Consider the following 11,375-nt stretch of genomic DNA (forward strand, 5'->3'; position numbering starts at 1 on the left):
TCCTTTCTCCCCCACGACTACAGGAGAATGAAGGGAACACGTCCCATGAACACGCGCGAGCTGCCCCGGTGGGTATGGGCGGCACTCATCGCCCTGCTGGCCGTCATCGTCGGTATCGCGGCGGCGCTGCTCGACTACGCCAACGGATCAACCGTCCCGACCGCCGTCCTCCGGGGTGGCACCGCGTTCGCCGGCTTCACCGGCCTGCTTCTGGGCGTCGCCGTCTTTCTCATCGGCGACCGGCACCGGTAGGGACGGGCGACGCGCTAGCGCCAGGGGCTCGCCCGCCCGTCCGCCCCGGTTCATGCCTGCCTGGCAGGGCCGGATCGCGGCCCTGTTCGGCCGGGAGCGGTGAGAACTCAGCGAGTCAGCAACGCGCGGATCTCCCCGGCGACCAGGCCGGGGTCCTCCTCGGCCATGAAGTGACCACACCGGACCGGGACGTGACGCAGGTCCGGGGCCCACGCCTTCCACAGTCCGGCGGCGTCGAAGCCCAGCATCGAACCCCAGTCCTGCTGGAGCACGGTGACCGGCATGGTCAGGGTGCGGCCGGCGTCGCGATCGGCCCGGTCGTGGTCGATGTCGACGCCGGCCGAGGCGCGGTAATCGGCGACGATGGACGTGATGGCGTCGCGGGAGGCGTCCAGGTAGACACGGCGCACGTCGGCGGGGATGGCCCGCGGGTCGTTGGTCCACAGGTCGAGGAAATGGCCGAAGAACTCGTCGGACGCGCCGGCGATCATCTTCTCCGGCAGGCCGGGCGGCTGCGCCATCAGGTACAGATGGAAACCGACCTGGGCGCTGACCCCGTGCATGACGTCCCACATGTCCAGCGTCGGCAGCACGTCGAGCGAGGCCAGGTGCGTGACGTGCGCCGGGTGGTCGAGGCCGGTACGGATCGCGACCAGTGCTCCCCGGTCGTGCCCGGCCAGCGCGAACCGGTCGTGGCCCAGCGCCTTCGCGAGCGCCACGATGTCGGCGCCCATGGTGCGCTTGGCGTAGGTGTCCGGCCCGGCCTCGGCGGGCTTGTCACTGGCGCCGTACCCGCGCAGGTCCGGGCAGATCACGGTGTGGTCGGCGGCCAGGTCGGCGGCGACGTGCCGCCACATCAGGTGCGTCTGCGGGAAGCCGTGCAGCAGCACGACCGGACTGCCCGATCCGGCCACCGCGGTGTTGAGCTCGACGCCGTCGGCCACGCGGACGCGTACGTACTCGAAGGTCATGATTTTCGCCTTTCGTCGCTGTCGAGAACCACTCTCCGGGGTCCGGATGAGCGGCGAATGAGCGCCGGAGTAGCGTGGCGAGGTGATTCGGTTCGGCGTTCTCGGGCCGGTGGTCGCCGAGGACGGGCTGGGCAGGCCGGTCGCGCTCAAGGGCCCGATGCACCGGGCCGTGCTGGCCCGGTTGCTGGTGGCGCGCGGCCGGGTCGTCCTCGTCGGTGATCTCGTCGATGACCTGTGGGTGTCGCCGCCGGACGGCGCCGTGGCCGCGGTGCGGACCTTCGTCGCGGCGCTGCGCCGGGCCGTCGAGCCTGACCGGCCGGCGCGGGCACCGGCGTCGTTACTGGTCACGCAAGGTCTCGGATACGCGCTGCGGTGCACGACCGACCAGGTGGACGCCTGGCGGTTCGAACGGGCAGTCACCGAGGCCGGCGCGGAGGGCCCGGCCGCGGCTCTGACCCTGCTGGACGAGGCGCTCGGCTGGTGGCGCGGACCCGCCTACGCCGACTTCCCGGATGCCGGATGGCCGCGCGCCGACCGGTCCCGCCTGGCCGAGCTGCGTCTGCGGGCCGTCGAGCGGCGCGCCGAGGCACGGCTCGACCTGGGCCGCGCCGGCGAGGCCGTGCCCGACCTGGACGAGCACGTCACCGCGCATCCGTGGCGGGAGCAGGGCTGGCGGCTGCTGGCACTGGCCCTGTACCGCTCGGGCCGGCAGGGCGACGCGCTCGCCGTCCTGCGCCGGGCCCGTGAGCTGCTCGCCGGGCACCTCGGTCTGGAGCCCGGCCCCGCACTGCGCACGCTGGAGACCGACATCCTGCGGCAAGAGCCGAGCCTCGACGGCCCGGGCGCCCCGGATCTCGCCGGCGAGGTGCTGATGCGGGCCGCCTCCGCCTACGAACGGGTGGTACCCGGGGTACGGCTCGAGTCGGCGGTCGGCCTGCTGCGCAACCTCGCGGTCACGGGCGCGGCGGGCCTGACGGTGGCTCAGGAACAGCGTCTCGCCGCGGTGACCGCGGCCGAGCAACTCGGTGACCCCGAGCTGACCGCACGCGTGATCGGCGCCTACGACGTACCCGCGGTCTGGCCGCGGGCCGACGAGCCGGGCCTGGCGGCCGGCATCGTCGAGGCGGCCGGGCGCGCCCTCGCGGAGCTACCCGAGTCGGGCCACGATGCGGCCCGCGCCCGGCTGCTGGCCACCATCGCGATCGAGTCACGCGGCACCCGCGATCCACGACCGGGCGAGTGCGCCCGGCAGGCCGAGGCGATTGCCCGTGACATGAACGATCCCGCGCTGCTGGTGTTCGCGCTGAACGGCGTGTTCATGCAGAGCTGCCACCCGGCCGGTGGTGCGGTGCGCCGCGACCGGATCGGCGCGGAACTGGTGAGCCTGGCGAGCCGGCACGGCATGGCCAACGCCGAGGTGCTCGGCCATCTGATCCGCCTGCAGTCGAGCTGCGCAGTGGCGGCGTTCGGCCGGGCCGACGAGCACGCGCGGGCAGTCGACGAGCTGGCCGGGCGGCACGAGCGGCCTCTGGCCGGGGTCTTCACCCAGTGGTACCGGGCCCTGCGCGCCGATGTGGCCGAGCAGGTCCCCGCCGGGCGGGCCGAGACGCTGTACCGCGCGGCGGCGGCCCGGCTGGACGACGCCGGGATGCCCGGCATGCGTGACGGCCTGCTGCCGCTGGCGCTGCTCGGTCTGCGCCTGCGGCACGGCCTGCCGCTCGCGTCCGGCGACGACGCATGGGGGCCGTACGCGCCGTGGGTCCTTCCGCTGTTCGAACCGGGCCGCGTCGCACTCGCCGACGTGCCCGAGCCGCCCGCGGATCTGCTCGCCGAGGCGCTGTGGTGCCTGTACGGGCGGGCCGCGATCGCCACGGGCGACCGGGCCGCCATGGTCCGGGCGAGGCGGGCTCTGGCCCCGGCCGCCGCCGAGTGGGCCGGCGCGGCGAGCGGGGCCCTGACGGTCGGCCGGGTGGCCGATCACCTGGTGGCGCTGGACTCCGCCGCGACGGGATAGGACAGGTGCTGGTGGACCAGCTCCCACCGCCCGTCGGTGCGCCGGAAGATCCGGGTGCCCCGCGACCACGTCTCGGGAAGGCCGTCACCACGGACCCGGTCGAGGCCCCACGCCACCGCCAGGTCACCCTCGGCGAGCACCGTCATCTCCGGAACGGCCCAGGTCACCTCACCGGCTGACGCCTCCAGGCCGCGCCTGCAGACCTCGCGCACCTGCGCACGGCCGAGATACGCGAGGGGTCCCTCGTGCTCGTACGAGACGACGTCCTCCGCGATCGGGGCCGTCAGCGTGTCCAGGTCCTTCGCCGCGGTGGCGGCGAACCACGCGTCGTGCAGGTCGCGGATCTCCCGCTCGGACCGCGCGGCGGTGTCTTCGAGCGGGAACGAGTGGTGCTCGTGCGCGATCAGCCAGCGGCCGTCCTCCTTCCGCAGGCCCAACGTGATGCGCAGCCGGTGATCGGGCCGGCGGGCCAGGTCGGCCGGGGCGCCGCAGCGCAGGAGCAGGTGGGCGTACGCGATGTCGGCGCCCGCCGTGACCTCGGTGCGCACGAGCTCGAAGATGGCCCCGCCGCGGATCCACTCGAAGAACGGCGGCCAGGTGGCCCGGTACGCGTCGAGGCCGCGGGCACCGTCCTGCGGCGGCGGCACGTCGAACATCACGATGTCGTCGGTGTGGCCGGCCAGCACCCCGTCCAGATCCGCGGCCCGCACCGCGGCCACCCAGCGTTCGATCAGGTCGGTGATCGTCTTCTCGTCTGTCATATCCGTACAACCCGGAGGGCGACGGAGATCCATCGCGGTCAGGCGGACAATTTCGCGGGAAGCCCGAAAGTGGTGAGGTCGGCCTCCAGGAACGAGACGACCTCGGTGATGCCGTCACGGCTCAGACGCAACAGGTCGAGACCACCGGGCAGGTACGCCCCGGCGTCCTCGTTCCAGCGGTAGGTCCCGAACGCGAGCTGCCCGTTCGCGGCGGCCGGCCGGAAGCGCCACCGGAGGCCGAGCGGCCCGTCGAGCAGAAAACCACGGATCGCCGGCCGTCCGGTGTAGAGCAGCGGCAGCGGCGGCATCGAGTACCGGGCGTCGTCGGTGAGCATGCCGACGATCGCCTCGACGTCACCGGTCTCCCAGGCGTTCGCGTACCGGCGGGCCAGGTCACGGACGGCCGTCTCCCCCAGCCCGGCGAACAGAGCCTGCTGGGTGGGGCCGGAATTCGCCTGGTCGAGGGCCTTGCGGGCGCGCTGCATCGCGCTGTCGACGGCACCGACGCTGGAGTCGAGCTGCTCGGCCACCTCCCGCGAGCTGAAGCCGAGCACGTCACGCAGCAGCAGCACGGCTCGCTGACGGGCGGAGAGACGCTGCAGCGCCACGACGAACGAGAGTTCGATGCTCTCCCGGGCCACGGTGCGGGCCTCGGGTCCCAGGCGGTCGTCGGCGTACGGCTCCAGCCAGACCGCGTCGGTGCCGGTGGGCAGCTCCCGGCGGGCACGGCCGGTGAGCATGGTCAGGCACCGGTTGGTCGCGATCCGGAACAGCCACGGCCGCAAACCGCCCGGGTCGTCGAGCCGGTCGATCGCCCGCCAGGCCCGGACCAGGGTCTCCTGCAGCGCGTCGTCGGCGTCGTGGACCGACCCGAGCATCCGGTAGCAGTGCGCGTGCACCTCTGCCCGCAACGGGGCGACGAGGGCCGTGAAGGTATCGGAGTCCACCATGTCCGCCCGAGCCTACGTCGGCCACCGCACGATCAGATGGTGAAGCCACCGTCCACGTTGAGGGTCGCCCCGGTGATGTAGCGGGCGTCCGGACCGGCGAGGAAGCCGACCATGGCCGCCACGTCGGCCGGTACCGCATAGTGCCCGAGGGCGGTAAAGCCGTTGATCGTGCCGGCGTCCGGCCCGCCGGCCGGGTTGAGGTCGGTGTCCGTGGGGCCGGGATTCACCAGGTTCACCGTGATCCGGCGGCCCCCGAGTTCCCGGCCGAGCGCCTTGGTCAGGCCGATCAGGGCGGTCTTGCTCATCGCGTACAGCGCGAAGCCGGGGAACACCGCCCGCTCGGCCACGTTGCTGCCGATGTTGATGATCCGCCCGCCGGACGGCATGTGCCGGACGGCTGCCTGGCAGGCGACGAACGGTGCGCGGACGTTGACCGCGACGGTCTGCTCGAAATCGGTCAGGGTCAGTTCCTCCAGAGGTCCGAGCAGGAAGGCGCCGGCATTGTTGACCAGGATGTCCAGCCTGCCCAGTTCACCGTGCGCCCGGTCGACCGCGGCGATCACCGCTGCGGGGTCGGCGCTGTCGGCCCGGACGGCTACGGCCCGGCGGCCCGCGGCCGTGATCCGGTCGACGACGTCCTCGGCGCTGCTCCGGTCGTGCTGAAACGTGAGGGCGACGTCGGCGCCCAGCGAGGCCAGCCGAAGCGCTGCCGCCGCGCCGATACCCCGGCCGCCGCCGGTCACCAGGGCCACCTTGCCGTCAAGTGTGCTGTTCATGGACCTGAGCCTGGTCGATACCGGACGGCAGGTCTGGCGGTGATCGGACCACGCGTTCGGGCCGTCCGCCTGAACCCGCCCCGCAGCGTGGTGACCTGCGCCCACATACGCGCCACAAAGCACCACGCAACAATCCCAACCCCCGCGACGTGGTGACCTGCGCCCACATACGCGCCATACCCGCGGCCAGCCGACCGGCGCCCTGATGAGCCGTCCCCCGGAGCGCCTTTCTTGAACTTGGTGATCTGCGAGGTGAAGTCGGTCGCGCCGGCGGTGACATCGTGGCCGACGGCGATCCGATGCGGGTGCTCGCCGACCCGAAGGTCCGCGAGCTGTATCTCGGCAGCGGACCGGAGAGTGTGTCATGAGCCTTCTCTCGATCCAGGACCTCACCGTCCACCACGGGCAGTTGCGCGCTGTCGACGGGTTCAGCCTCGACCTGGACAAGGGCGAGGTGCTGGCCGTCATCGGCGCCAACGGCGCCGGCAAGTCGACGCTGCTGCGGGCGCTCGCCGGGCTCGACCGGCCCACCTCGGGCTGCATCCGCCTGCACGACCGCGACATCACCCGGATGCCGGCTCACCGGCGGCTGTCCGCCGGTGTCGCACTGGTTCCCGAGGGACGGCGGATGTTCCGGTCACTGACCGTGGAGGAGAACCTGCTGACCGGCGCGTACCGCAAACGGCCCGGCCCGTGGACGCTGGAGCGCGTCTACGAGCTGTTCGGCTGGATGGCCGACCGCCGCCGGCAGAACGCCTCCCAGCTCTCCGGCGGCGAGCAGCAGTCGGTGGCCATCGGCAGGGCCCTGCTGTCGAACCCGGACCTGCTGCTGATCGACGAGCTGTCGCTGGGGCTCGCGCCGGTGGTCGTACGCCGCATCTACGAGGTTCTGCCCGGCATCGTCGGCAGCGGGACCACCGCGCTGATCGTCGAGCAGGACGTCTCCCAGGCGATGCGCGTCGCCGACCGGGTGCACTGCCTCCTGGAAGGGCGGTCGGTGCTGCGGGGACGGCCGCGGGACCTCAGCGCCGAGCAGGTGGAGCACGCGTACTTCGGCATCGGCATCGGCGACGTCCGAGAGGGACAGGACTGACGTGGACTTTCTCAACGCCCTCATCCAGGGGCTTCTCATCGGCGGCCTCTACGCCCTGTTCGCCACCGGCCTGTCGCTGATGTTCGGTGTCATGCGGATCGTCAACCTGGCCCACGGCGACCTCGCGGTCGTGGCCTCGTTCCTGGCGCTGGCACTCATCAGCGGAACCGGCCTGCCGCTGTGGATCGTGCTGCTGGTGACGGTCCCGCTGTTCGCGCTGCTCGGCTACCTCACCCAGCGGGTGCTGCTGCAGAAGAGCCTGAGGTCGGGGCCGCCGGCCACCCTGCTGGTCACCTTCGGACTGTCGATCGTGCTGCAGAACGTGCTGCTGGAGACGTTCTCGGCCGACACCCGGACCCTGGACGGCGGCTCGTTCGCGACGGGCTCGTTCGAGATCACCGACAGCATCTCCATCGGCTACCTGTCGCTGACCACGTTCGTGCTGGCTGCGCTGGCGCTGACCGGCATCCAGCTGTTCCTGTCCCGTACCGGGCTCGGCCGGATGCTGCGGGCCTCGTCAGACGACCCGGAGACCGCGAACCTGGTCGGCGGCGACAGCCGGCACATCTACGGCATCGCCACGGCGATCGCGTTCGCGACCGTGGCGCTCGCCGGTCTGATGTTCGCGATGCGCTCGTCGTTCGACCCGTCGATCGGGCCGTCCCGGCTGATCTTCGCGTTCGAGGCGGTCGTCATCGGCGGCCTCGGCTCGCTGTGGGGCACCCTGCTGGGCGGCATGATCCTCGGCGTCACCCAGTCGATCGGTTCCGAGATCGACCCGGCGCTGACCCTGCTCGCGGGGCATCTGATCTTCCTCGCCGTGCTGGCCTTCCGGCCGCAGGGCCTGATCGCGGGACGGAAAGCATGAGCCTCACCAAGGCGCTGACCGAACGGGCCGCCGCCGCGGTCCACGTCGGCCGGGCCGCCCGGTCGTCGAACGTGTCCGCGCTGGTCATGGCGGTCCTGGCCGTCGTGCTCGGCGTCCTGCCGTTCCTGGTGTTCGCCGACGTCACCGACACCGGCTCGGCCGGCATCGACGTACGCCGCGCCAAGCTCCTGGTCTATCTGGTGTCGGCGGCCGGGTGCGGCGCGGCCGGTGGAGTCATCACGGTGAGTTCGCTGAGCGTGAACCCCGACGCCATCTTCAACGTGCAGTGGTCGGCGTACATGATCTTCATCGTCGTCATCGGCGGCATCGGGTTCATCGAGGGTCCGCTGCTGGGCGCGCTGGTGTTCTTCGCCCTGCAGCAGCTGCTCTCCGACTACGGCTCGTGGTACCTGATCCTGCTCGGCGCCATCGGCATGGCGGCCGCTCTGTGGATGCCGCGTGGCCTGTGGGGGCTCGTCCGCGACCGGACCGGACTGAGCCTGTTCCCGGTGGGGTACGTCGTGCGGATGGATGAGTCCGATGCCGGTTCCCGCTGACACCGCGGTCGCGGCCGCCACGGTCACCGCCGGCGAGGCACGGCGGCAGGCTGCCCGGCCCGGCCGTCCGCACGGGCCGCGCTGGTGCTGACCCGGCTCACCGCCCCGTTCAACGCCGCCGGGCTGCCCGCGCTGTCACTGCCGATCGCGCTCGCCGGCGGTCTGCCGGTCGGCCTGCAACTGGTCGGACCCGCCGGCGGTGACGACCTCGTACTGCATACGGCCCGGCTGGTAGAACGGCTGTGTCCCCCACTCGGACCCGTACCGCGCATGGATCACTGACCGAGAACCAGAGGAGAGGAGGCGCGCTGTGGGACTGCTAGACGGCGTCGACTGGCAAGGAAAGATCTTCAAGAACGGTGACTGGACGACCGGCCGGGGAGGTGACTACCCGATCGTCGAACCGGCGACCGGCGCCGAACTCGGCCGGATGGGCCTGGCGACCGCCGAGGACGTCGCCGAGGCCGGCGCCCACGCGGCCGAGGCCCAGAAGGGGTGGGCGGCCCTGCCCCACACCGCCCGGGCCGCCGTGCTGCGCAGGGCCGGTGACCTGTGGCAGCAGCACGCCGCGGAGATCAGCGGCTGGAACGTCCGCGAGGTCGGCGCGGTCCCCGGGATGGCCGGGTTCGCGCTGCACGTCGCCGCAGAGGAGTGCTACGAGGCGGCCTCACTGCCCAGCCGGCCGCACGGGGAGCTGCTGCCGTCCGAGCAGCCCCGGCTCTCCATGGCGCGCCGGATCCCCGCCGGGGTGGTCAGCGTCATCTCCCCGTTCAACGTGCCGATCATCCTGGGCATCCGGTCGGTGGCGCCCGCGCTGGCCCTGGGCAACGCGGTCATCCTCAAGCCGGACCCGCGTACGGCGGTCACCGGCGGCACCCTGATGGCGCGCGTCTTCGAGGAGGCCGGGCTGCCGCCGGGAGTGCTGCAGATGCTGCCGGGCGGACCCGACGTCGGTGAGGCGCTGATCACCGACCCGCACATCCGGGTCATCTCGTTCACCGGCTCCACCCCGGTCGGCCGCCGGATCGGCGAACTCGCCGGACGGCACCTGAAGCGGGCGCACCTGGAGCTCGGCGGCAACTCGGCGCTGCTGATCCTCGACGACGCCGACGTCGACGCGGCGGTCAACCTGGCCGCGTGGGGGTCGTTCTTCAACCAGGGCCAGATCTGCATGACCACCGGACGGCATCTGGTCGCCGACCGGCTGTACGACGAATTCGTGTCCCGTCTCGCCGACAAGGCCGGCAAGCTGCCGGTCGGCAACCCCGCCACCGAGCAGGTCGCGCTCGGCCCGATCATCGACGCGGCGCAGCGCGACAAGATCCACGGCCTGGTCACGGCCAGCGCCGGCCAGGGTGCCACGGTCGCGGCCGGCGGCACCTATGAGGAGCTGTTCTACCGGCCGACGGTGCTGGCCGACGTGCCGATCGCCGCGCCCGCGTTCGCCGACGAGGTCTTCGGGCCGGTCGCGCCGATCACCCGGGTGTCGTCCGTGGAGGACGCCGTCGAACTGGCCGCCGCCAGCGAGTACGGGCTCTCGCTGGGCATCGTCACGCGAGACGTGATGCGAGGGCTGGCGGTCGCCGAGCAGATCCCGACCGGGATCGTGCACATCAACGACCAGACCGTGAACGACGAGGCCAATGCCCCGTTCGGTGGCGTGCGCGGGTCCGGCACCGGTTCCCGCTTCGGCGGGGCGGCGGCCAACATCGAGGCGTTCACCGAGACCCGCTGGATCACCATGCGCGGCGAACCGGCGACCTACCCCTTCTGACCGGCTCGTTCATCGGCAGGGCCGCCCCTCGACGGCCCTGCCGATGGGCCGTGGCCGACCGCCCGCAGCACACGCGCCGTCCGTCAGCGGACGCCCAGTTCCCTGAGGAGGCGGGCGGAGCGGGTGTCGTCGTGCGCGGTCAGCCGGGCGAGCAGTCCGCCGGTGGTCTGCGGCCAGTCGTCGCGGCTCATGAGGGTCTTGACGTCGACGGCGTCCGTGCCGAGGTCGAGCCTGGCGGCGGTCTGCGTCAGGATCCGGTGGTCGAGCCCGGCCTCGGCCAGACCGCGGCTGCCGTCGTACTGGTCGGCGACGTCCACGGTCAGGTGCGGGTAGAACGAGGCCACCCGGTACGTCGCGAGCATCGCGATCAGAACGTCCTCGGAACGGCGGGCGCCGCCCCGCTGCCGTGCGATCTGCTCGGACTCCAGCCTGGCCCAGAGGGTCGGCGTGATCGCGTACGGGAACGGGGCCGGAAAGATCTTCTGGAAGAGGAAGGCCCGCAGCCCGGCGCCGCGGAACCGCTCACGGCCGATCATCCGGTCCCGCACCGGTCGCAGATCCTCGTCGACCGGGTCGCGGCGCGGCGGAGTCCGGCCGTCGCCCGCGGCCCGCCGTGCCGGTCCGGGGTCGATCCCGCAGGTGCGCAGAGTCGCCGAGGCGCGCGCCTGATCGTCCTCGAGAATCGCGGCGAACAGCATCTCGGGCCTGCATTCCCGTTCGCCGGCCAGGAGCGCGGCCTGCCGCAGAGCAGCAGCGGCACCGCCGGTGAGGGCGAGGGACTTCGGGAGTACGGGTCCCGGCTCCGCCGGCGCGGTGCCGTCGGGACCGTCCCAGTGGTCGTCGAGCCGGCGGACGACATGCGCGGCCACGGTCGGCGTCAGGTCGTAGGCGTCGGCGATCCTGGCCACGGCGGGGGCGGCCGTGATCAGCCCGGCGAGCAGATGTGCGGTGCTGATCTCGTCGCCGAAATTGTCGGCGAAATCGAGGGCCGTCGCCGTTCGGATATCGGGGTTCAATTCGAGGGGCATGCCGATAATGCTAGGGAGCAGCCATTTCTTTCGGATCTGCTCACAGATCTAAATACGGCGTGGCACAGCTATATCCGCGGATATAGGCGATCCCCGCCAGGCCGAGATGGCGGACCGCGCGGTCCAGGCCGTCGCGGCCGACAACCTGACCGTCGTCGGCGCCACCCTGGCAGCGCCCGGCCCGGTGCGGGACGGCTCCGTTGTGCAGTACGCCCCGGCGCTCGGCTGGCGCGACGGCGACGCCCGCGCCGCCCTCGTCTCCCTGGGGCTGCCGGTCCTGGCCCGCGCCGGGGCGCCGGCATCTCCGCGGGAAGATCGCTAAGCCCTTCGC

The 11,375-nt window shown here is 72.3% G+C and carries 13 protein-coding genes; 8 read left to right on the top strand and 5 right to left on the bottom strand.

Features of this window, described 5'->3' with window-relative positions; all coding sequences use genetic code 11:
• The first annotated feature begins 45 nt into the window (after nt 1-45).
• Entirely contained in the window at nt 46-252 is a 207-nt protein-coding gene (locus tag CLV67_RS32860; RefSeq protein ID WP_106325414.1) for a hypothetical protein, read from the top strand.
• A 107-nt stretch (nt 253-359) separates the two neighbouring features.
• On the opposite strand, the gene CLV67_RS32865 is transcribed toward CLV67_RS32860, so the two are convergent.
• Nucleotides 360-1,223: an alpha/beta fold hydrolase gene (locus tag CLV67_RS32865; RefSeq protein ID WP_106325416.1), complete on the bottom strand. Its 864-nt coding sequence runs from the start codon at nt 1,221-1,223 to the stop codon at nt 360-362.
• Between the two features lie 82 nt (nt 1,224-1,305).
• On the opposite strand from CLV67_RS32865, the gene CLV67_RS32870 reads away from it, so the two are divergent.
• Nucleotides 1,306-3,237: an AfsR/SARP family transcriptional regulator gene (locus tag CLV67_RS32870; protein ID WP_239166806.1), complete on the top strand. Its 1,932-nt coding sequence runs from the start codon at nt 1,306-1,308 to the stop codon at nt 3,235-3,237.
• Here CLV67_RS32870 and CLV67_RS32875 read toward each other — a convergent pair.
• Genes CLV67_RS32875 through CLV67_RS32885 form a run of 3 tightly spaced genes read right to left on the bottom strand, consistent with a single transcriptional unit; the run spans nt 3,201 to nt 5,724 of the window.
• Nucleotides 3,201-3,998: a YybH family protein gene (locus tag CLV67_RS32875; RefSeq protein ID WP_106325418.1), complete on the bottom strand. Its 798-nt coding sequence runs from the start codon at nt 3,996-3,998 to the stop codon at nt 3,201-3,203. The two genes, CLV67_RS32870 and CLV67_RS32875, sit on opposite strands and share 37 nt — an antisense overlap.
• A 38-nt stretch (nt 3,999-4,036) precedes the next feature.
• Nucleotides 4,037-4,948 (bottom strand): RNA polymerase subunit sigma-70, encoded by a 912-nt coding sequence (locus CLV67_RS32880; RefSeq protein WP_106325420.1) that lies wholly within the window; start codon nt 4,946-4,948, stop codon nt 4,037-4,039.
• Between the two features lie 32 nt (nt 4,949-4,980).
• Nucleotides 4,981-5,724, bottom strand: a complete 744-nt coding sequence (locus tag CLV67_RS32885) for an SDR family NAD(P)-dependent oxidoreductase (RefSeq protein WP_106325422.1) — start codon at nt 5,722-5,724, stop codon at nt 4,981-4,983.
• A gap of 364 nt (nt 5,725-6,088) precedes the next feature.
• Here CLV67_RS32885 and CLV67_RS32895 point away from each other — a divergent pair, with 364 nt between their 5' ends.
• From CLV67_RS32895 to CLV67_RS32915, 5 genes are all read left to right on the top strand, one after another.
• Entirely contained in the window at nt 6,089-6,817 is a 729-nt protein-coding gene (locus tag CLV67_RS32895; RefSeq protein ID WP_106325424.1) for an ABC transporter ATP-binding protein, read from the top strand.
• Nucleotide 6,818: 1 nt separating this feature from the next.
• A complete protein-coding gene (locus CLV67_RS32900) occupies nt 6,819-7,685 on the top strand; it encodes a branched-chain amino acid ABC transporter permease (protein WP_106325426.1) in 867 nt (288 codons plus the stop codon).
• Complete coding sequence (locus CLV67_RS32905) at nt 7,682-8,242, top strand: ABC transporter permease subunit (RefSeq protein WP_203737641.1); 561 nt, start codon at nt 7,682-7,684, stop codon at nt 8,240-8,242. The genes CLV67_RS32900 and CLV67_RS32905 overlap by 4 nt, the downstream gene beginning before the upstream one ends.
• An 84-nt stretch (nt 8,243-8,326) precedes the next feature.
• Nucleotides 8,327-8,524, top strand: coding sequence for an amidase family protein (locus tag CLV67_RS32910; RefSeq protein ID WP_239166805.1), 198 nt, complete (start codon nt 8,327-8,329; stop codon nt 8,522-8,524).
• A 28-nt stretch (nt 8,525-8,552) separates the two neighbouring features.
• Nucleotides 8,553-10,016, top strand: a complete 1,464-nt coding sequence (locus CLV67_RS32915; protein ID WP_106325428.1) for a benzaldehyde dehydrogenase — start codon at nt 8,553-8,555, stop codon at nt 10,014-10,016.
• 83 nt (nt 10,017-10,099) lie between these two features.
• Here CLV67_RS32915 and CLV67_RS32920 read toward each other — a convergent pair whose 3' ends face one another.
• Nucleotides 10,100-11,044, bottom strand: coding sequence for a Clp protease N-terminal domain-containing protein (locus CLV67_RS32920; protein WP_106325430.1), 945 nt, complete (start codon nt 11,042-11,044; stop codon nt 10,100-10,102).
• Nucleotides 11,045-11,150: 106 nt separating this feature from the next.
• Between CLV67_RS32920 and CLV67_RS32925 the strand changes: the two genes are divergently transcribed.
• Nucleotides 11,151-11,366, top strand: coding sequence for a hypothetical protein (locus tag CLV67_RS32925; protein WP_106325432.1), 216 nt, complete (start codon nt 11,151-11,153; stop codon nt 11,364-11,366).
• Nucleotides 11,367-11,375: the final 9 nt, after the last annotated feature.

This window comes from Actinoplanes italicus, from assembly GCF_003001815.1.
Classification (GTDB): domain Bacteria; phylum Actinomycetota; class Actinomycetes; order Mycobacteriales; family Micromonosporaceae; genus Actinoplanes; species Actinoplanes italicus.